The following is a 20,137-nucleotide window of genomic DNA, read 5'->3' as shown; positions in this document are numbered from 1 at the left end:
GTGACCCCCGTTCTGCCCCCACCGTCCGATCTGGCAGCCGACCTCCAAGAGGCGTACCTGCGCCACTACGAATCCGAGTTCATGCTGCGTGACAAAGAACTGGCCAAGGAGCGTGCTGCGCTCCTCCAGGAACCCGGCCGGCTCCTCGCTGAGCCGCTCCTGGAGCCGGTGCTTCCCTATGCCTCCAATATCAAGCTCAAAGACATCGCCCGGCGATGTAGCGTAGACCCGCTTGCCGCGGAAGTGGTCGGTCGGGCCCTGTTCGGGCGTTACACCGACACCGACGCACCTGTGAAACTGCGTGGGCACCAAGCCAACGCTTTTCTCACCAGCTTCGGCGCTCACCCCGACAAACGGCACACCATCGTGACGGCCGGCACAGGCTCCGGCAAGACGGAAGCCTTCCTGCTGCCGATCCTGACCCGTCTGGTGGCCGAATCCTCAGACTGGGCGGTTTCTCCGGGTCCGGTCGATGCTTGGTGGGAGCAACCCGGCGACATCGCCTGGCGCCCGGTCCGCCGGACCGAGACCCGCCCTGCGGCGGTCCGCGCGCTTGTCATGTATCCCACCAACGCTCTCGTCGAGGATCAGCTGACTCGCCTCCGGGATGCCTGCCGACGAATCGAGCAGTCGAACCCGCAAGCCCGCCTGTGGTTTGCCCGTTACACAGGCGGCACGCTCGGGAGCATCCTCCGAGACGGCAAGAAACCGACGGCGTCGCGATCCAGGCATGTGCGCGACCAGCTCCGGTCCATGGCCGAGGAGTTCGACGCTCTTCGCGACATCGACGAGAAGGACCAAGCCCTGTTCACGGATCCTCGCCGCAACGAGTTGATGACCAAGTGGGACGTGGTGGCCGCCCCGCCGGACATCATGGTGACCAACTACGCCATGCTCAATGCCGTCCTCATGCGCGATTTCGAGGCCCCGGTGTTCCGAGCCACTCGGGAGTGGCTCAAGGTATCTCCCGACCACGTCTTCACCGTGGCCGTCGACGAGCTGCACACCTTCCGTGGAACATCGGGCACCGAAGTCGCCTATGTCATGCGCAAGCTCTTCGACCGCCTCGGCTTGCATCCCGACCACCCACAGCTGCAGATCATCGGCTCGTCCGCGTCTTTGGAAGCTGACGAGAGCGGACTCCAATACCTTCAGGACTTCTTCGGTGCGGACCGCAGCACGTTTCGCGTGGACCCGGGTGAGCCCGCGGACATACCCGCGTTCCAGCCCCTCGGCAAGGGCCAGGAGCAAACACTTCCGGCCGAGGTGCTCCCTGAGCGCATCGCCGCCGCCTGCTATGACGACGTCCCGATCTCCCGTCTGCGCGCCACATCGTTGACCAGACTTTCGGAACGGCTCTTCCCAGGGGATGCGTCCGAGGACGCCCTGCAGCGATTGAGTCATTGCCTGTCCCGCATCTCCGAGGAGTGCGCCGAGGGTTCCCGGGTCCCCTTGCGTGCCCATCTCTTCAGCCGTTCCGTGCCGGGGCTCTGGGCCTGTGTCAATCCCAAGTGCGATGGTGTTCCGGCGACGTCGGAAGAAGCTACGGCCTCCGGTTCGACGAGCGAGCAGCAGAAGCCTCGCAGCGTTGGCCGACTGTACTTGTCACCTCGTGCCGCTTGCGCGGACTGTGGAGGGCGCGTGCTGGAGGCGCTGGTCTGCACCGACTGTGGCGACCTCAGCCTCGGTGGGTACTGGCTGCCGTTCCCCGAATCGGACGACGACGAAATATTGGGTGCCTCACCTGCCGGTATGAACGTTGACGCCTCTCCGCGAGTCAGCGCACGCCGTCGACGCGAATATCGGTGGATTTGGCCTCACCGGGTGGATGGAACGACTCAAGAGGCCTGGAGCCACAACAACGTCCAATTCCGGTTTGCGCCTGCCCGGCTGTCGGCCAGCGGTGTTCTCACGAAGCACGCCCGCGGCCCCGCTGAGGAAGGGCAGCATGATGTGACGGTCCTGCTGGCCTCCGCCGGCGCACGCGGCGCGGTGGACAACGTCGCGGCACTTCCCAGCGCATGTCCCGCCTGTCGTACCTCTACCAACCGTCGCCAGGACCGAGCCATGTTCGAAGCCGGCGCGATCTATTCCCCGATCCGGTCGCACCGTGCGCAGAATCAGGAAATCATCCAGACCTTCATGAGGCAGATTCCCCGCACTCTCGGTGAGGACCCCTCTGCCTACAAGACCATCATCTTCTCGGACAACCGCGACCTCGCCGCCCGGACGTCCGCCTCCCTGAATCGGCGGCAGTACTCCGACGTCCTCACACAGGTTGCTGTGGACGCCGTCCGCAACGCGTGGTCGGCGGACCGCACGGAAGCGGTCAAACGGCTCTTCACGGAGGGCTCCGCCAGCATGCCGTCGGACCTGGTACAGCTCGCACAGGAAGTCATCGCCCAGAGACCTGACCTGATTACCGTCGTCGTTCCCGTAGCGACCGGCACCGCCACTACCGAGCAACTAGCAGTGTGGGATGAATGGGCAGCCGGCCAACAGACCGACAGCGTGTCCTGGAAGGCACTCACCGATCAGGTGATCCACCGTTGCGTCGAGCTGGGGGTCAACCCGGGAGGCCCCGGTGAGTCGGCCGGCCACGATGCGGACATGGTGCCTTGGTACGAGTGTTTTGATCCTCCCCGTACAGGCCTCTGGCAACGGCGTTCCAACACCGTGGCTGCCGAGCGACAGCTCAGCATCACTCGACAGCTGCAAACCGAGCTGTTGTCCGTTCTCTACGCCTCCAAGCGCCATGACCTCGAGAGCGCGCTCGTGTGCTGGGTGCGTCCGAGTCACATTCCCGACGCGACCCCATTGTCCGGCGACAAAATGCTGCACGTGCTGTCCTCGGTCCTGCGCATCCTGGGCATTGGGAGTTCGCTGAGAAAGCCCCGTCCCCGGGACATGCCGCTGGCAATCAAGGACTACATGCTTCGGGTGGCAACCGTTCACGACCTGAACCCGGACGAACTCGGGGAACGCATCATTCACTTGCTCGGACGCTACGGCCTCGTCGACGTCCAGACCTGGACCGTGAGCCCCGACACCGCCCTCGACGGCTTGCTGGTCTCCAGACCAGGTGGCGACGCGTGGGTTTGCCGCACGTGTCGTTACGTGCACCTCCACCCATCCGGTGGGGCCTGCGCCAATGCTGGTTGCAGCGGCACAGATTTGGAGCAATTGCCGCTATCCGAGGTACCGGACAGTTACGTGGCATGGATGTCCGAGCAACAGAGCCGGCGCATTGCCGTGGCGGAACTGACGGCCCAGACCAAGCCGCCGGAGGAGCAACGCCGTCGCCAACGGTGGTTCCGCGGCGTCCAACGCCCGCAGCCTGCCGAGAACGAACTCACGTGCTCCTTGGACGTCCTCAGCGTCACCACCACGATGGAAGCCGGCGTGGACATCGGAGCGCTGAACCTGACCTTGATGGCCAACATGCCCCCGCAACGTTTCAACTATCAGCAACGCGTGGGACGAGCCGGACGTGCCGGTCAGGCCTTCTCCTACGCGGTGACCGCCTGCCGCGACTCCGCCCACGACGAGTACTATTTCCAGCACCCCGAGCGCATGACCGGGGACGTTCCTCCCCAACCCTTCCTGACTACCGATCGGCTCCAGATCCTTCGGCGGGTAGTCGCCTCCGAGGTATTACACCAAGCTTTCCTCCGCGTTCCCAATTCGCCGGAATGGCGACCGGAGAGCCTTCACGGGTCCTTCGGCACCGTCGAGGAGTGGGCCGGGTACAAGCCACATGTGCTGAGTCAGCTGAAAGATACCGCGTTCCTGCAGCAAGTTGTCGTGACCATGACGCACGGGGTGGAACTGTCTGCGGAGCTCCATCAGGAACTCGTGCGCGAACTTCAGGAGGATCTGCCCTCGCGGATCGATGAACTGGTCTCCGAGGCCACCGATTCTCAGGCACAGCTTTCCCTCGTGCTCGCCGAAGGCGGCTTGCTCCCCATGTTCGGTTTCCCCACCCGCGTCCGTGGTCTCTACGACGCACCCGCTCACAAGCCGACCAGTGACGTGGATGCAGTGACCGTGGCCGACCGCTCCCTCACTCAGGCCATCGGTCACTACGCCCCGGGGCAAGAAGTAGTTCGCGATGGTTTGGTCCACCTCTGCGTCGGCTTTGAGGCATTCGAGCGTCGCGAGGGTCAGTTCCAGCAGGTCGACAACCCGTTGGGTCCGGCCCAGCACGTCGAGGTCTGCGACCAGTGCGGGATCGTCGAGCTGGTGAAATCCATCGACGACGTCAGAGACTGTCCTGTTTGCAATGAGCCACGACGTGTCTTCCGCATGTATGAGCCTTTGGGCTTCCGCACCGGCCGATACACCCAGCCCTTCACCCGAGATCGGACCGTACCGCAGTCCAGTTCTTCCCCCGCGTTCTTCCCGGTGGGCGATCCTTCCGAGTCCCGAACAATTGCACACACCGATGTGCGTCTGTACGAGCAGAGCAAGATCGTCCGGTACAACGACAATCGTGGACGCCTGTACAGCATGTACCGCGCTTCACCATCGGATCGGTCAGTGATCGTGGGAGGTGAGTCTGTCCAATACTCCGGCTGGACCCCCAAGCCGAACAAAGACCTTCATCTTGACAATGCCGCCATCGGCGAGCTCAAAGTCACCGATGTGCTGACCATCGAACTGCAGCCTGACCCGATCAGCGGCGAGAAGGTCGTGGCTGGGACGAATCACATGCCAGGGGGACACGCGGCGTTCCTTTCGTGGTCCGAGCTGCTCCGCAGGGCGGCCCAGACCATGCTCGACATCGATCCGCAAGAACTCCAGTCAGGCCTTCAACCGTTCACCCGACAAGGGCGGGAACTCTTCCGGGTGTTCATCGCCGACTCAGCCGAGAACGGCGCCGGCTACGCGGTAGAGCTCGCACGCAAGACATCCGTCGCGGAACTCCTCCGCCACGCTCGGCATGTGTTGGGTGATGATTTCGACACGCACGAGCATGCTTCGATCTGCATGGGCTCGTGCCCAGACTGTTTACGTAGTTGGGACAACCAGAAACTGCACGGCGCCATCAATTGGCGTCTGGCTCTGGACATGACCGATTTGGCACTTGGACGGCAGCTCGACGTACGGAGATGGGATGCGAATGCGCGCTCTCTGCGGCGCCAGGTGGCCGAGGCCCTCGGGGACAAAGTCGACCTCCAGGAGGTCGGTCCACTCGAACTTCCGCTACTGTCCATGCCGGACCACCGAGGAATACTCCTTGCCCACCCCCTTTGGCTACGGGGGGAGGGCAGGCTCGCCCAGCTCGAGCAATCTCTTGAAGAAGCGCGCACCGAAATCGGCTCTCGCGTTTTGGTCTCGGACCCGGTGGAAATGGAAGCACGGGCGATCTACAAGATCTCGGAGGTCTACCAGTCCCTGTGATCGACCCAACCCCCTGCACGTGCCGCCGGCACGAGACCCTCGACTTTGCCAGGATTCGCATCAAGTCGCGCACCAGGAAGTCGGGGTGAGGACGAGGTTCCTGTTACGGAAGAGGCCGTAGCTCCACTGGATCGGCACTCCTTGGCGCACCGGCATTCCGGCCTCATGTTTCTGCTTCACCCGTTGTTCGATTTCCGAGGTGGTGGCGTTTTCAGAAGGCACCGCGGCACCAAGGTCGTGACGCGGCAACCACGAGGAGGTGCCGGTGTAGAGGGCAGTGAAGGGCCATGGGCTCCTTTCAGGAACCCGGGGGTGTCGGACCTGGCGGTGCAGAGCTCTGGGGCGCACTGAGCTGCGCTCACCGCTGCACACCCAAGCCGTCTCGTCTGCCGTCATCTCCGCGCCCATCGGACATCGGCACCCCCCGCTGAACGATAGATTCGCGTTCATACATACTCTTCGAATCATGGGAGAGACGGGAATGAGGGCATGAGTTGGCCGGGGATAGGAGCGGCCGCACTTTGGACGCCCCAGGAAGGACCGGGCGGTGCTGCAGAGAGCGTGGAAACGGCGGAACATCGCCTCGCCAGACGATGTGATGTGAGCCGAGCGCCCATCAACGGTGCCTAACTTGATTTGGGTCCGCCGCTGGCAGCGCCCCGCCGCGAAACTTGTTCGCTGTTGAACGTGAAAGGGCTCGGCGCTCCCGGAGATGTCGCCTGCGCCATTAGTATGTAAAAACATTGGATCTACGCCGCTGAGAGTCAACAGCCGTGCTCATCGCTGGGCCACCCTGTTGGGAGGTCAGTGAGTTCGTCCAAAGTCCGGCAACCAAGCTGGACGCTGACCCACTCGGGAGGACTCGACATGTCCAAAGCTCCCATTGACGGTATCGACGCCGACGATGCCAATGACGCCGACCGGAAAGTCGTCGAGGATGAACGAGACAAGCTAAGGGAATTCGTCACGGGGCTGAGCCCGGACGACATCAAGTCGGGAGGATGGTTCACCAAGCTCAGCGCTCAGGCCCTGGGCTCCTACACCGACAAGGTCAACTGGCAGTACTTCCAGGCACGGTACGAGGGCGTACCCGCGGACGCCATCGTCGACCAGCGGATCAAGATGGCAACGAGGTACGCCGCGCTCGAAGGCGGGATCTCCGCCGGCGCCTACTCGGCGGCCATCATCGCCACCCTCGGGAGCCTTGGTGGCGCCTCGGCGGCGACCGTCCCGGCCGCCGTCACGACCATGATGGTCGATGTCGCTTACATCACCCGGCTCCAGCTCCGCCTGGCTTACGACGTCGCAGTCCTCTACCGGGTCCCCCTCGACCTGTCCGACCCTGATGACCTGTGGAAGCTCATTCGGGTGGCCTTCACGATCAAGAGCGGGGAAGCCGTGAGTGGGGGCGTGATCAAGGCCGTCCCAGCCGTCATGCGGCCGGTGATCAAGCGCTTCTATTCCAAAGGAGTCCTGGCCGCTGGGAAGGGGCTTCCGGTGGTCGGCAAGTTCCTTCTGCAGCGCAACGTCATCAAGATCGGCATTCCGCTCGTTGGCGTTCCGCTCGCGGTGGTGCTGAACCGCTACACGACGTTGGTCGCGGGGCGGCACGCGCAAGCTGTCTTCCGGAACGAGGCGCGGGTGATCGAACTCGCCGAGAATCTGAGTGAGCGGAGTCGGCATCCGCAGCTGATGCTGTGGGTCGCCTGGCTCGTCATCATGGCGGACGGCAAAATCGCCGACGACGAGGCCCTGCTGATCCGTCACCTAGTGAGGCTGGTCCGAGATCGGCACCAGGTAATCGACGAACAGCTTGCTCGCCTCGTCGATGTCGACCCCGCGGAGGTGTGGCGACGCCTGGACGCCGAACCAGGAAACCTGAGCGACATTGTCGACGCAGCCGAGCGGGTGGCAACTGTGGACGGTGCCGTCAACACGCGTGAGAAAACAGTCATCGCCGAGCTTCAAGAGCGGTGCGACCGATCCTGAGGGTCTCTCCAAAATATGGTGAGTCCATGACCAACCCCGACCTCACCGCCCTGTTGGCCGACCTGCGTGTGGAGGGCGACCTCCTGGAGGCGTTGCTGCGTGAGCTGCCCGACTCCGGCTGGGACTCTCCCACCCCGGCGGAGGGGTGGACGATCCGCCACCAGGTCGCGCACCTCACCTGGACGGAGCGGACCGTGCTGACCGCCCTCGAGGAGCCCAAGGTCTTCGCACAGCTGCGGGAGCGGTTCCGGGCGGAGGCCGACGTCGTCGACCGCGGCGCCCAGGAGGGTGCCGCACGGCCCCCGGCCCCGATCCTGGCGTCCTGGCAGGACAGCCGGCGTCGCGTGCTCGAGCGGCTCTCCGCCGTGCCGGAGGGTAAGCACATCCCGTGGATCGGCCCGCCCATGGGCGCGCCCATGATGGCCAGCGCCCGGATCATGGAGACCTTCGCCCACGGCCAAGACGTCCGCGACGCGCTCGGGGTTCCGCCAGTCGCCTCGCACCGGTTGCGGCACGTCGCCCACTTGGGCGTGGCCACCCGCGACTACGCCTTCCGGCAGCGCCGGCTGGACCCGCCGGCCGAGCCGTTCCGCGTGGAGCTCACCCATGAGGACGAGACGTGGACCTGGGGACCGGCCGTGGCGGCTCAGCGCGTCCACGGCCCCGCCCTGGACTTCGCCCTGCTCGCCACCCGGCGGCGGCACCGCCAGGACGGAAGCCTCGTCGCAGAGGGCCCCGACGCCGACGCCTGGCTCGACATCGTCCAGGCCTTCGCCGGCCGGCCGGGTCCGGGGCGGACGCCGCTGTCTCAGTCCACATGAAGATCAGACACACATTCAGCAGAGGGGACATTCTTCGGCCGCCGTCCCGACGGAGCAGCAGTCCGGGACACCGGGTATCCGTTCTTGACCTGCCCGTGGATTTCGAGCCGGTCGCTCTCCTTCGACTGTGGGCGCCTTTGTAACGCTGTGGCGAGCGGTACCGGACTGTCAGCGTGAATGTTCCGTTGCGCGCAGGGCCCAGATTTCTCCGTGCGGACTTACGCCACCAACGAGAATCCAGCGCAAATTCGGAGTACATTTGTGAATGCGAACATTGCCTTCCTCGTTGAGAGGATTGACCATGACGAGCCAACTGCCGGGAACATGGCAAGAACCGCACCGTGAAGTCCCCTTTCCTCCTCGGGAAGCGCGGAGATTGTGGGCCGAGCAGGCGATCCCCAAGCTCCAGTCCGTCGCCTCGACGTATGGCGGCTATATCACCTACCAGGATCTCGGTGATCATCTGTTCGAGACCACCAAGGTCCGCACCACGAACCTGCTGAACAGGTGGATCACGAATCCCCTTTTCGACGTGCTCGACCACTGCGTCGAGCACGATCTGCCGGCCATCACGGCACTCGTCGTGCGCAAGCAATCCGGCGTGGTCGGCCCCGGGTTCAATGCGTGGCTTCAGCGGCAGAACCGCGGTCCTATAGACGACGTCTACGAGCTCGAAACAGTGGCGGCCCAGGAACGGCTCGCGGCTTACCGCCTGTACTGCCCCGATGTGCCCGACAATGCGGTTCCTCTGCCCACACCCCAGCTCGCGAAGAAGATCAACGCAGGAAGCCTCAACTGGCCATGGGCTGCGCCATCCTGCAGGAGTTGCGGCAGATCGTTGCAGTTCTACGAAAAGTGTCCCAGCTGCAGCTGATGCCCCGGTGCGCGATCAGCCCTGCGCCGCCGGTCCCACCGTCGCGTCCAGCGGCCGGTCCTCCCGCATCCGGATGGTCAGCTCCGTGAAGAACGCCCGCAGCCGGGCTACCGCCTCCGGACCGGCGCCCGCACGCAGCAGCTGCAGCATGTCCTGCCAGCCCTCGACCCAGAGCGGCACCAGGTGGCCTGAGGGATAGAGCGTGATCCGCCGCAGCGAGCGCAGCATGACCTGTTCCGCCATGGCGGTCAGCTCGTCGTTGTCGGCGGCCGCCAGCAGCACACGCACGGCGTCGATGAGGCCGGTGCGGGACTCCTCGAAGTGGTGCTGCCCCGCCTCCTGGGTGAAGCGGGTGACGGTGTCGGCGAGCGCGTCGAGCAGGCCGTCGTCGAGGGAGGGCACGGCGCGCTCGAGCGCGGCCACGGTGACGACCCCCAGCACGTCCATCAGCTCGATGGCCTGCCGCTGGGTGAGCACGGCGACGTGCCGGCGCTTGTTGGCGGTGCTGACCACGAGCCCTTCGCCGATGAGCTCGGTGATGGCCTCACGCACCGGCGTGATGCTCACGTCGAGGCGGGCCGCGATCTCGGCGTCGCGGATCGGGGCGCCGGGAGCGAGTACCCCGGAGAGGATCTCCTCCCGCAGGTGCTCCGCGACCGCCTCCCGCCGGGTGGCCGGCATCTCGAACGCCACAGTTGTCGTGTCCCTCCGTCTCGCCGGTCCGGACGTCGCCGCTGGTGTCACAACAACAGGCGGCCGGCCGGTGCTGCCCCCAGCGTAGCCACCGGGGCGCAAGAAACATTCGGGCACCCCCTAGAAACAATGCATTGTGCAGTCTACGGTCATGTGACCTGCATCACTCAGCACGAGCGGTGCCGGAACCGTTCCGTCGATGAGGAGACACCCATGTCCCTGGACCACGCCACCCTCGCCTTCCTGGCCGCCTCCGCCGAGGCCGCCGGGCCCGACGCCAAGCCCATGTGGCAGATGAGCCCCGCCGAGGCCCGCGCCACCGCCGCGGCCATGAACGAGATGTTCGGGACGGGCCCCGAGATGCACCGCACCGAGGACCACGTCCTGGACGCCTCCGACGGCGGGAGCTTCCGCATCCGGGTGCACGTGCCGCGGGAGTCCCCGGCCGGCGTGTTCGTCTACCTCCACGGCGGCGGCTGGGTGCTGCAGGACATCGACGGCTACGACACCCTGGGCCGGCAGCTGGCCGAGAAGTCGGGCTGCGCCGTCGTCCTCGTGGACTACCGCAAGGCCCCGGAGCACCCCTTCCCCGCCGCGGTGGAGGACTCCTGGACCGCCCTGACCTGGGCGGGCGAGCACCTGGCGGAGATCGCCGGGGCGCAGGTCCCGCTCTATGTCGGCGGGGACAGCGCCGGCGGCAACCTCTCGGCCGTCATGGCCCTGCGGGCGCGCGAGAACGGCGGGCCGGCCATCGCCAAGCAGGTGCTGATCTACCCGGTCACCGACGCCGACTTCACCCGCCCCTCCTACACCGAGGAGGAGAACCAGACGCTGCTGACCACCGAGTTCATGACCTGGTTCTGGGACCAGTACGTGCCCGACGCCGAGCAGCGCAAACACCCGGACGCCGCGCCGTTCCACGCGGAGGACCTCTCCGGCCTGCCGCCGGCGCTGGTCATCACCGCCGCCCACGACGTGCTGCGGGACGAGGGCGAGGCCTACGCCGAGAAGCTCCAGGAGGCGGGGGTGGAGGTCCACCAGCGCCGCTGGGAGGGCCAGATGCACGGCTTCTTCTCCATGGTCAACGTGCTGCCGGCCAGCGCCGAGGCCCTGGACTTCGTGGTGGAGTCGATCGCCACGGACGTCCAGGCCGAGCTGGAGGAGGCGGGCGAGCGATGAGCACGGTGCGCGAGCTGGACGTCGTCGTCGTCGGCGCCGGGTTCTCCGGCCTCTACCTCCTCCACCGCCTGCGCGAGCAGGGACGGTCCGTGGCCGTCGTCGAGAAGGGCGACGGCGTGGGCGGCACGTGGTACTGGAACCGCTACCCCGGGGCCCGGTGCGACGTGGAGAGCCCCTACTACTCCTACTCCTTCTCCCGGGAGCTGGAGCAGGAGTGGGAGTGGACCGAGCGCTACCCCACCCAGCCCGAGATCCTGCGCTACCTCAACCACGTGGCCGACCGCTTCGACCTGCGCCGCGACATCCAGCTGGACACCGAGGTGGTCTCCGCCGTCTACGACGACGCCGCGGCACGGTGGGCCGTCACCACCCGCTCGACCGTGGACGGCACCGAGGAGACGGTCAGCGCCCGGTACTGCATCATGGCCACCGGCTGCCTCTCGGCCGGGCGCGTGCCGGACTTCGAGGGCCTGGCCGAGTACACCGGGGAGGTCTACCACACCGGCTTCTGGCCGCACGAGGGCGTGGACTTCACCGGCAAGCGCGTCGCGGTGATCGGCACCGGGTCCTCGGGCATCCAGTCGATCCCCGAGATCGCCCGCCAGGCCGAGCACCTCACAGTCTTCCAGCGCACCCCGAACTTCAGCGTCCCGGCGCGCAACCAGCCGCTGGACCCGCAGGAGTGGGCGCAGATCAAGGCCGACTACCCGCGGATCCGGGAGATCGCCCGGCAGACCCCGACCGGGCTGCCGTTCCCGCCCAGCACCGCCTCCGCACTGGAAACCGACCCGGCGGAGCAGCGCAAGGTCATGGAGGAGCACTGGACGCTGGGCGGGTTCCGCCTCGGACAGTGCTTCTCGGACCTGGCGATCAGCAAGGAGGCCAACGACGTCGTGGCCCAGTACATCCGCGAGCGCATCGACGAGATCGTCGAGGACCCGCAGGTCGCCGAGCTGCTGAAGCCGTACGACCACCCCGTGGGCACCAAGCGGATCTGCGTGGACACCGACTACTACACGACGTTCAACCGGGAGAACGTCTCCCTGGTCGACGTCCGGCCCGCGCCGATCACCCGGCTCACCGAGCGGGGGCTGAGCACCACGGAGCAGGAGTACGAGGTCGACGCGATCGTCTTCGCCACCGGCTTCGACGCCATGACCGGGGCTCTGAACCGGATCGACATCCGGGGCACCGAGGGGCTCGCCCTGGCCGAGAAGTGGGCCGCCGGTCCGCGGACCTACCTCGGGCTGGCCACCGCCGGGTTCCCGAACCTGTTCCTGGTCACCGGTCCCGGCAGCCCGTCGGTGCTCAGCAACATGGTGACCTCGATCGAGCAGCACGTCGACTGGATCACCGACCACATCCGCTACCTCGAGGACCAGGGCCTCGTCCGCTCCGAGGCCTCTCCCGAGGCGGAGGACGCGTGGGTGCAGCACGTCAACGACGCCGCGGACATGACCCTGTTCCCGCAGGCGAACTCCTGGTATCTGGGCGCGAACGTGCCCGGCAAGCCGCGGGTGTTCATGCCCTACGTGGGCGGGGTCGGCGCCTACCGCGCCAAGTGCGACGAGGTCGCCTCCCGGCAGTACGAGGGTTTCAGCGTCGCCTGAGCGGCTGAACAGCCGAACGGAGGGCTCCGGTGCTGCGGCACCGGAGCCCTCCGCATGCCGGCAGGCCGGGGCGTCGGGGCGCATCCCCTCCTCGGCAGCCTGAGGCTCGCGAGACGCCAGGAGAGCGAGATCGACGCGCCGCAAACGCGTTTCTTTCTTTTTGCGAATTCCTGGGACAGGAATGGAGATTGCCGGAGGGAATTGCTTGTCCCGACCCTTGAAGTAGGGGCCGGCCCCGTGGGCGATCTAATGTTCTGTGGACCTTTCCCGGCAAACGGTCGCGCCCTGCTACGGGTGGCGCCACTCGGCACTCGGCCCCAGGGCAGGGGCGTGCTTGCCTGTCGACAGGATCTGGGCAGAGCTCCAGGTCAAGACGACTCTCGTCTCGTGCTGAGCCTCCTGGGGGATCCACACAGGCGCCCCTCACCGCGCCGCGTCGTCCGGTGGCGGAGGTGCCCTGCCGGATCAGCACCAATGTCGAGACACGCCCGTGATCTAAACGAGACTTTTCCGTTATTTTTCGATTAGTGTTCTCTCCGTGCCGATCGCCTTATCGATCGGCGTCCCCGTGCACATCGCCGAATTCTGCCGGTGCCCGGGGCCCCCCAGACACATCGCTCGGCAGAAGCGGGGGAACCAGAAACGGTCCCTCCCCCGGGACCTAGGGGTTAAGTCGTCAGGGCCCCCACCCTGCGACCGGGTGTCTCCCACCCGCATCCGACAGCTCACCTCGCAGGCAAGAGGGAGGACATCACTCATGCCCGTTTTCCAGTCCCGCACGCCCCGCCACCGCGCCCAGAGCTCGTTCCGCCTCGGGCGCACCGCCATCCTGGCGGTCGCCGGCGGCGCCCTGGCGCTCAGCAGCGTGGCCCCGGCCCAGGCCGCCCCCGCCGCAGCCCCCCAGCAGGTCCTCAGCACCCAGTCCCAGTCCGGCAAGGCAGCGACCATCGCCGCTGCGGCCAAGAACCAGCTCGGCGTGCGGCAGGACTGCACCGCCCTGGTCACCAAGGCCCTGCGCGCGGCCGGGGTCAAGCACCACGGGTGGCCGGTCTCCTACCTGAAGCTCGGCACCCGGGTCTCCGCCGCCCAGGCCCAGCCCGGTGACCTGGTCTACTACGCCAACGGCGGCATGGGCTTCGCCCACATCGCCGTGTACATCGGCGGCGGCAAGGCCGTCCACGGCGGCTGGAACGGCAACCAGACGGTCATCCAGACCGTCAACGTCGGCTCCGGCCCCGTCTACCTCCGCGTGCGCTGACACTCCACGCCCGATGCGGGTGTGCGGCTCCCGTCCCGACGGGAACCGCACACCCGAGTCTCGTTACGGGGCGCCTCAGGACACCGAGAAGCGTCGGTGGGTCGACATCGGGGCCGGCCACTCGGAAAGACAGCGCGACGTCCGGTGAGAGCTGATACCGGGCATAACGTCTCCCTCCAGAACGCTCGGCCAACCCCCGGTCGACGAGGTCGGTGAGTGCCGCGGTGGCTTCCCGGCTGTCGAGTCCCCAACTGGGCAACCGCTCGTTGGACACCTCGGTGCCGTGGTGGAGCATCGCCAGGGCCATGCGCTGGGCATCAGTGGGTTGACCCTGGTTGGCGAGAAGCTGAGTGACCTCGTACTGGTCAGTTTCCGCACTCACGGGACTCCCTCACTCACTCTGTCATTCACTCTTTGAGCCTGAATGAGGAGTGAATGACAGAGTGACCACCTGAATGAGCCTTAGGGTCGCCCTTCCGGCGCTCGTTGCCTCCATGTAGGACATCATCCGGAAACCACTCTTCCCAGGCTGATATATGAGTCGTATGCTCGGTGCGGGTCCGCCAGCGGATCGATCGCCAACTCGACGAGGAGTGGAACAGCATGCGGGAACTCGCACACCGGCTCGACCGGCTGGGCACCGAAACCGCCTTCAGCGTCGCCCAGGCCGCCGCCGCCTGGAAGGCGAAGGGGAACCGGGTGTACCCCTTCCACCTCGGTGACATCAACATCCCGACGGCCCCGCACATCGTCGAGGCGATGGACCGGGCCATCGCCGACGGCTACACCGGCTACTGCCCGGGCCCGGGCATCCCGCAGCTACGCGAGGCCCTCGCCGAGGACATCGGCTCACGTCGTGGCATCGGCCTCAGCCCCGAGAACATCGTGGTGATGACGGGCGGCAAGCCCGTCATCACGAAGTTCCTGCAGGCGGTCATGAACCCCGGCCAGGAAGTGCTCTACCCGAACCCCGGCTTCCCGATCTACGAGTCGCAGATCGAGTACCTCGGCGGCACGGCCGTGCCGTACCGCTACCTCCCCACGGAGGACGGCTTCGCGATCGACCTCGACCAGGTGCGCGCCTCGATCACCCCGAACACGGTCGCCATCATCTACAACGACCTGCAGAACCCCATCTCGGCCGAGTCGACGACGGCCGAGCGCGAGTCCGTCGCGCAGCTCGCCCAGGAGCACGATCTCTGGGTGCTCTCCGACGAGGCCTACTTCGAGACGCGCTACGAGGGGGTCTCGAGCTCGATCGCCTCGCTCCCCGGGATGGCGGAGCGCACCGTCATCCTCTACACCTTCAGCAAGAAGTTCGCTATGACCGGCTCGCGCCTCGGCTGCGCCGTCGCGCCCCTGGAGATCGCGAAGGTGCTCAGCACGCTCAACACCAACGACGAGTCCTGCACCACGCACTATGTGCAGTGGGCCGGCATCGAAGCACTCCGCGGCACCCAGGAGCCCGTGCAGCAGACGCTCGACATCCTGCGCGAGCGCCGCGATGTCGCCTGTGAGCTCGTGAACGCCACCCCCGGCATGCACGTGGCCGTGCCGCAGTCGACCTTCTACCTGTTCCCCGACGTCACCGCCGCCATGGAACGCATGGGGTACACGGCGGTCGGCGACTTCGCCACGGCCGCACTGCACGAGACCGGCGTCTCCTTCTGCACGCGCGAGCACTTCGGCCGGCGCCAGCCCGGCGAGGACCGGCAGTACATCCGGCTCGCCTACTCGGGCATCGACGTCGACGACATCCGCGACGGCCTCGGCCGCCTGCGCGCGTGGATCGAGACGGCATGAGCCGGGTCGTCGTCACGGGACGGATTCCCGACGCCGCGATCGAGAAGCTCCGCGCCGCCCACGAGGTCGACGCCTGGCCGGATCCGGAGCCGATCGACCGCGAGGAGCTCCTGCGCCGGGTCGCCGGCGCCGATGCCGTCGTCAGCCTGCTCACCGAGCGCATCGACGCCGAGCTGCTCGACGCCGCCGGCCCGCAGCTCCAGGTCGTCGCGAACGTCGCGGTCGGCTACGACAACATCGACGTGCCGGCCTGCGCCGAACGGGACGTCGTGGCCACCAACACCCCCGGCGTGCTCACGGACGCCACCGCCGACATCGCGTTCGGCCTCATCCTCATGGCGACGCGCCGGCTCGGCGAGGCGGAACGGCTCATCCGCTCCGGCCAGGACTGGAAGTGGGGCATGTTCTTCCTGCTCGGCAGCAGCCTGCAGGGCAAGACCCTCGGCGTCGTCGGCATGGGCGGCATCGGCCAGGCGACTGCGCGCCGGGCCAGGGCCTTCGGCATGGAGATCGTCTACCAGTCGCGCAGCGAGATCGATCCCGGAATCGCCGCCGAGCTGGGCGCCCGGCGGGTCGAGCTCGACGAGCTGCTGAGCGTCTCCGACGTCGTCTCGCTGCACTGCCCCTACGGGCCCGCCACGCACCATCTGATCGGCGCCGAGCAGCTGGCGGCGATGAAGGACTCGGCGTACCTCGTCAACACCGCGCGCGGACCGATCGTCGACGAGGCGGCGCTCGCGTCCGCGCTGCGGGACGGTCGGATCGCGGGCGCCGGGCTGGACGTCTACGAGCACGAGCCCCAGGTGCATCCCGAGCTGCTGGAGCTCGACAACGTGGTGCTCCTGCCGCACCTGGGCTCCGCCACCGTGGAGACGCGCACCGCGATGGCGGTGCTCGCCGCCGACAACGCGCTCGCCGTGCTCAGCGGGGAACGACCGCCGACACCGATCGGCTAGCAGCAGGGCCGTCCGTCGCCCAGGCAGGACCGCCGGCCCCCCTCGATTTCCCCAGAGCGCGGCCAACGTGATGCTCTTCTGGCCACGCCTGGGGAGGTTTCACCTGGGCACCAGAGATGAGCCACCAGCCCCCTCGGACATCATGCGCGACGGTAGAATCGGTCACCAGGAGGAGAGGAGGAGCAATGCCCCAGGACACCGAGATGAACCGGTCAAGCCTGCGCACCCTGCTGCTCCACCGGTCACTGGTCCCCAAGCTGAACGAGGAGACCCTGTCCTCCTGGACGCCGCAGATCCTCCAGAACCTCGAGCGACTCAGCAGCTCGGTGCAAGGGCATCCGCACGTCGAGAACCTCGGCCGCTGGCGCCGCATCGTGGAGACCCGCGATGTGGAGACCCTGCGTACGGTCCTCGACTCCCCCGACCCTGGCAGCATCGAGATGCGCGAGGTCTCTCCCATGGGTGGCCTGATCGGCCAGGACGAGCGGCTGTCCCTCCTGAGAATGCCGCACAACCGGGCCCTGGGCGACCTGGTCGGAACCACCCGGTGACGGTCCGGGGGCTCTGCCAGTACCGGACCACGGACCGTTCCGACCGGATGAAGCAGTAAACCCAACGGGTCGACGGGTACCGGCTGAGCTCATCGTGCCGCCCGGAACACGCCTGTCCGTGCTGGCGAGCACATTCCTCAAGGGGTGCCGCGGAGCCAGTCCTCGAACCGGGCCGGGGCGGTCGTGAAATCCCCTCGGGGCAGGAGGCCGCCGTTGCCGAGGGCGGTGAAGGACACCGGCACCCGGAGGACCTTTCGGCGTCCTCCGCGGCGCTCGGCGAGCGCTCGGGCCAGCTCCGCCATGTCGCGAATCTCGGGCCCGGCGATGACGGCGTCGCCGGGTGTCGCGGTGCTGGCCGGCTCCAGGGCACGGTCGGCGACGAACGCGGCGGCGTCCTCGGCGGCCAGCGGCCGGGAGCGCATCCCCGGCACCACCGAGAGCGGGCCGATGCGCAGCTGCGACAGCAGGGTCTCGGCCAGTTCGTACCACTGCGCCGAGGCCACGACGGTGACCAGGACCGGCCCGGCACGGTAGGTCTGCTCCTGGGCGGCCTTGCCCGCGTAGTAGCCCAGCCACCGGTGCACCTCCGGGTCCCGGGCGTTGAGGATCGTGACGCACACGATCCGGGACACACCGTTCCGCTGTGCCGCGGCCAGCACGTTGCGGGCGGTGGTGCTGAAGAAGTCGACGGCGCGCCGGCGGGACAGCGTCGGCAGGTGGAGGCAGTCCACCACGGTGGAGACCCCGTCGAACGCGGCGCCCAGGCCCTTCCCGGAGTAGACGTCAGTGCCCTGTCGGCGCGAGACCTCGACGACGTCGACGCCGCGCTCGCGCAGATGCGCCACCACCCGTGAGCCCAGCTCCCCGGTCGCCCCCAGGACCGCCACCTTCCGGCGCTCGCCCTCACCCGTGCTCGCCATCGTCCACCGCCCTGTTCCCGTCCGTCCGCGCTCCGGTCCTGATGGCCCGATTCTCCTCGTCTGGCTGTGCCGCCGCGAGTATCGCTTTCTATATTGCCGTCGACTTCCTGCCACGCTGCTGGGAGCATGGACCCATGATCAGCAACGTGGCCGTCATCGTGTTCGGCGAGGTCTCCCCCTTCGAGCTCGGCGTGGCCTGCGAGGCCTGGGCGATCGACCGCTCCGCCAACGGCCTGCCGGTGATGGACTTCGCGGTGTGCAGTCCCGGGGGGCGGCCGGTTCGCACGATCGCCGGCTTCGACGTGGCCGTCCAGCACGGGCTCGACCGGGTGGCCGAGGCAGATCTCGTGGTCCTCCCGGCCATGTCCCGGGACCGGGAGGTCCCGGCCGAGGTGATCGACGCGCTGCGCGCGGCCCACGACCGCGGCGCCCGGATCCTGTCCATCTGCTCGGGCGCCTTCGTGCTGGGGGCGGCCGGCCTGCTCGACGGCCGCCGCTGCACGACCCACTGGATGCACACGGCGGAGCTGGCCGTGCGGTTCCCCGCCGCCCAGGTGGTGCCCGAGGTCCTCTACGTCGAGGACGGCAGCATCCTCACCAGCGCCGGCACCGCGGCGGGCCTCGACGCCTGCCTGCACCTGTGGCGCCAGGAGTTCGGCTCGGCGGCCGCCAACACCGTGGCACGGCGCATGGTCGTGCCGCCGCAGCGCCAGGGCGGGCAGGCCCAGTTCATCAAGGAACCGGTCCCCGAGCGCCGGGCCGAGACGCTGGACCCGCTGCTCACCTGGATCGTGGGACACCTCGACGAACCGCTCGACGTCGACGCCCTGGCCCGGCGCGCCGCCATGTCCCCGCGCACCTTCGCCCGCCGCTTCCGCGACGAGACGGGCACCACGCCGCACGCCTGGATCACCGCGCGGCGCCTGCACCGGGCCGAGCAGCTGCTCGAGGAGACCGACCTGCCCGTCGAGCGCATCGCCGCGGACGTGGGCTTCGGCAACGCGGCCACGCTGCGCCACCACTTCACCCGGATCCGCAGGCTCAGCCCGCAGCAGTACCGCCGCCGCTTCGCGACCACTTCCTGAGCACAGCCACGCAAGCGCCTCGGCCGAGAGAGCGCGGCCGAGGTGCTCCGTCATGGTCGCCATCAGGGGCGAAGAACTGGCCCATGCCGGCACCGAAAAGAGGCACTGACAGAAATGGCAGAAAGTGATCGACAGTAGTCATTTCTGCCACTCGTGCGGAGATCGCCGAGCGACCAGGCTTGTCAGCGTGAGAGTGAGCCGGATCGGCCGGCACTCGACGAGCAAGGAGCTCATCATGATCGCGTTCCTATTTCTGCTGACGGCCACAGCCGCTGTGCTGGCGGTGTACACGGTGATCGGGCGCCTGGCCGTTCCCGCGGAGGAGCGGGTGCCGTGGCGCGACCTCGGCTGGGACGGCTGGCGGCAGACGCTGCGGCGCAGCCTGGTCTTCCTCGGCGACTCCGCACCATCGGACGGCGCCCGCTTCCGGCGAGTCCGTCGGCCGTCGTCCCCTGCGGACGAGCACGTTCCCGAGGCTCGCATCAGCCGGGAGAGTGTGTGACCGGTGCCTGGCGCGGCGATGGCATGCCTGACGACGGGTGCTCCCCCACCCGCCCGGCGCCGAGAGAGGCCAGGCGGGTGGCACGATGGCTGTGCCGAACGAACCGCGGAGGAGACCACAGTGCCCTACATGATCGAGACCTTCGACCGAACCAACGCCTACGACCGGCGCCTGGAGCTGCGGGACGAGCACCTGCGGTACCTCGAGACGGTCGCCGACAAGCTGCTGGCCTGCGGGGCGAAGCTCTCCGACGACGGCGAGACGGCCGATGGAGGCCTCTACCTCGTCGACGTCGACACCCGTGCGGAGGCCGAGGCTCTGATCGAGGCGGACCCGTTCTCCCGGGGCGGTCTCTTCCGCGAGGTGAAGATCCAGCGCTGGCGCAAGGCGTACCTGGACGGGAAGAACTACCTGTAGCTGGACGCCGGGCGACCAAGTAATCCGGCCCGCCCCGAGCACACTGAGTGCGCGGGGCGGGCCGGATTCGTGCGGT

General features: G+C 67.5%; 15 protein-coding genes and 1 riboswitch. Of the genes, 13 read left to right on the top strand and 2 right to left on the bottom strand.

The features are described from left to right. From AVL61_RS03200 to AVL61_RS03185, 4 genes are all read left to right on the top strand, one after another. A complete protein-coding gene (locus tag AVL61_RS03200) occupies positions 1-5,403 on the top strand; it encodes a DEAD/DEAH box helicase (RefSeq protein WP_058872905.1) in 5,403 nt (1,800 codons plus the stop codon). Positions 5,404-6,270: 867 nt separating this feature from the next. Continuing rightward, complete coding sequence (locus tag AVL61_RS03195) at positions 6,271-7,392, top strand: hypothetical protein (protein ID WP_058872904.1); 1,122 nt, start codon at positions 6,271-6,273, stop codon at positions 7,390-7,392. Positions 7,393-7,418: 26 nt separating this feature from the next. Continuing rightward, on the top strand, positions 7,419-8,213 hold the full coding sequence (locus AVL61_RS03190; protein ID WP_058872903.1) for a TIGR03084 family metal-binding protein: 795 nt from the start codon (positions 7,419-7,421) through the stop codon (positions 8,211-8,213). A 301-nt stretch (positions 8,214-8,514) separates the two neighbouring features. Further along, positions 8,515-9,087: a hypothetical protein gene (locus AVL61_RS03185; RefSeq protein WP_157571271.1), complete on the top strand. Its 573-nt coding sequence runs from the start codon at positions 8,515-8,517 to the stop codon at positions 9,085-9,087. Positions 9,088-9,102: 15 nt separating this feature from the next. On the opposite strand, the gene AVL61_RS03180 is transcribed toward AVL61_RS03185, so the two are convergent. After that, positions 9,103-9,780 carry a GntR family transcriptional regulator gene (locus AVL61_RS03180; protein WP_058872901.1) on the bottom strand — a complete coding sequence of 226 codons (678 nt, stop codon included), beginning with the start codon at positions 9,778-9,780 and terminating at the stop codon, positions 9,103-9,105. A gap of 213 nt (positions 9,781-9,993) precedes the next feature. Between AVL61_RS03180 and AVL61_RS03175 the strand changes: the two genes are divergently transcribed. The 6 genes from AVL61_RS03175 to AVL61_RS03150 all read left to right on the top strand — a co-directional run bounded on the left by AVL61_RS03175 (position 9,994) and on the right by AVL61_RS03150 (position 17,137). After that, entirely contained in the window at positions 9,994-10,959 is a 966-nt protein-coding gene (locus tag AVL61_RS03175) for an alpha/beta hydrolase (RefSeq protein WP_058872900.1), read from the top strand. Further along, positions 10,956-12,569 carry a flavin-containing monooxygenase gene (locus AVL61_RS03170; RefSeq protein WP_058872899.1) on the top strand — a complete coding sequence of 538 codons (1,614 nt, stop codon included), beginning with the start codon at positions 10,956-10,958 and terminating at the stop codon, positions 12,567-12,569. Before AVL61_RS03175 ends, AVL61_RS03170 begins: the two co-directional genes overlap by 4 nt. A gap of 566 nt (positions 12,570-13,135) precedes the next feature. Continuing rightward, positions 13,136-13,321: riboswitch (cyclic di-AMP (ydaO/yuaA leader) on the top strand. 5 nt (positions 13,322-13,326) lie between these two features. Further along, on the top strand, positions 13,327-13,827 hold the full coding sequence (locus AVL61_RS03165) for an NlpC/P60 family protein (RefSeq protein ID WP_058872898.1): 501 nt from the start codon (positions 13,327-13,329) through the stop codon (positions 13,825-13,827). 603 nt (positions 13,828-14,430) lie between these two features. After that, on the top strand, positions 14,431-15,630 hold the full coding sequence (locus AVL61_RS03160; RefSeq protein WP_058872897.1) for a pyridoxal phosphate-dependent aminotransferase: 1,200 nt from the start codon (positions 14,431-14,433) through the stop codon (positions 15,628-15,630). Next, complete coding sequence (locus AVL61_RS03155) at positions 15,627-16,586, top strand: 2-hydroxyacid dehydrogenase (protein ID WP_058872896.1); 960 nt, start codon at positions 15,627-15,629, stop codon at positions 16,584-16,586. The genes AVL61_RS03160 and AVL61_RS03155 overlap by 4 nt, the downstream gene beginning before the upstream one ends. 185 nt (positions 16,587-16,771) lie before the next feature. Continuing rightward, on the top strand, positions 16,772-17,137 hold the full coding sequence (locus tag AVL61_RS03150) for a hypothetical protein (RefSeq protein ID WP_058872895.1): 366 nt from the start codon (positions 16,772-16,774) through the stop codon (positions 17,135-17,137). A gap of 137 nt (positions 17,138-17,274) precedes the next feature. Here the strand turns inward: AVL61_RS03150 and AVL61_RS03145 are convergent, their stop codons facing one another. Beyond that, the gene (locus AVL61_RS03145; RefSeq protein ID WP_058872894.1) at positions 17,275-18,057 is read right to left on the bottom strand and encodes an SDR family oxidoreductase; all 783 of its coding nucleotides are present in this window, start codon (positions 18,055-18,057) and stop codon (positions 17,275-17,277) included. Between the two features lie 134 nt (positions 18,058-18,191). Here AVL61_RS03145 and AVL61_RS03140 point away from each other — a divergent pair, with 134 nt between their 5' ends. The 3 genes from AVL61_RS03140 to AVL61_RS03130 all read left to right on the top strand — a co-directional run bounded on the left by AVL61_RS03140 (position 18,192) and on the right by AVL61_RS03130 (position 20,061). Continuing rightward, positions 18,192-19,142, top strand: a complete 951-nt coding sequence (locus AVL61_RS03140) for a helix-turn-helix domain-containing protein (RefSeq protein WP_058872893.1) — start codon at positions 18,192-18,194, stop codon at positions 19,140-19,142. 187 nt (positions 19,143-19,329) lie between these two features. Continuing rightward, positions 19,330-19,644, top strand: a complete 315-nt coding sequence (locus AVL61_RS03135; protein WP_157571270.1) for a hypothetical protein — start codon at positions 19,330-19,332, stop codon at positions 19,642-19,644. 129 nt (positions 19,645-19,773) lie between these two features. Further along, positions 19,774-20,061 carry a YciI family protein gene (locus AVL61_RS03130; protein WP_231738278.1) on the top strand — a complete coding sequence of 96 codons (288 nt, stop codon included), beginning with the start codon at positions 19,774-19,776 and terminating at the stop codon, positions 20,059-20,061. The last annotated feature ends 76 nt before the right edge of the window (positions 20,062-20,137 follow it).

Source organism: Kocuria rosea subsp. polaris, assembly GCF_001483755.1.
Classification (GTDB): Bacteria; Actinomycetota; Actinomycetes; order Actinomycetales; family Micrococcaceae; genus Kocuria; species Kocuria cellulosilytica.
The sequence above is the reverse complement of the archived record's forward strand: the minus strand, read 5'-3'. Positions and strand labels throughout refer to the sequence as shown.

Excerpts from the sequence above, each read along its gene's own strand:
- AVL61_RS03195 (WP_058872904.1), top strand. The coding sequence starts at position 6,271 with ATGTCCAAAGCTCCCATTGACGGTATCGACGCCGACGATGCCAATGAC.
- AVL61_RS03190 (WP_058872903.1), top strand. The coding sequence starts at position 7,419 with ATGACCAACCCCGACCTCACCGCCCTGTTGGCCGACCTGCGTGTGGAG.
- AVL61_RS03185 (WP_157571271.1), top strand. The coding sequence starts at position 8,515 with ATGACGAGCCAACTGCCGGGAACATGGCAAGAACCGCACCGTGAAGTC.
- AVL61_RS03175 (WP_058872900.1), top strand. The coding sequence starts at position 9,994 with ATGTCCCTGGACCACGCCACCCTCGCCTTCCTGGCCGCCTCCGCCGAG.
- AVL61_RS03170 (WP_058872899.1), top strand. The coding sequence starts at position 10,956 with ATGAGCACGGTGCGCGAGCTGGACGTCGTCGTCGTCGGCGCCGGGTTC.
- AVL61_RS03165 (WP_058872898.1), top strand. The coding sequence starts at position 13,327 with ATGCCCGTTTTCCAGTCCCGCACGCCCCGCCACCGCGCCCAGAGCTCG.
- AVL61_RS03160 (WP_058872897.1), top strand. The coding sequence starts at position 14,431 with ATGCGGGAACTCGCACACCGGCTCGACCGGCTGGGCACCGAAACCGCC.
- AVL61_RS03155 (WP_058872896.1), top strand. The coding sequence starts at position 15,627 with ATGAGCCGGGTCGTCGTCACGGGACGGATTCCCGACGCCGCGATCGAG.
- AVL61_RS03150 (WP_058872895.1), top strand. The coding sequence starts at position 16,772 with ATGCCCCAGGACACCGAGATGAACCGGTCAAGCCTGCGCACCCTGCTG.
- AVL61_RS03145 (WP_058872894.1), bottom strand. The coding sequence starts at position 18,057 with ATGGCGAGCACGGGTGAGGGCGAGCGCCGGAAGGTGGCGGTCCTGGGG.
- AVL61_RS03140 (WP_058872893.1), top strand. The coding sequence starts at position 18,192 with ATGATCAGCAACGTGGCCGTCATCGTGTTCGGCGAGGTCTCCCCCTTC.
- AVL61_RS03130 (WP_231738278.1), top strand. The coding sequence starts at position 19,774 with ATGATCGAGACCTTCGACCGAACCAACGCCTACGACCGGCGCCTGGAG.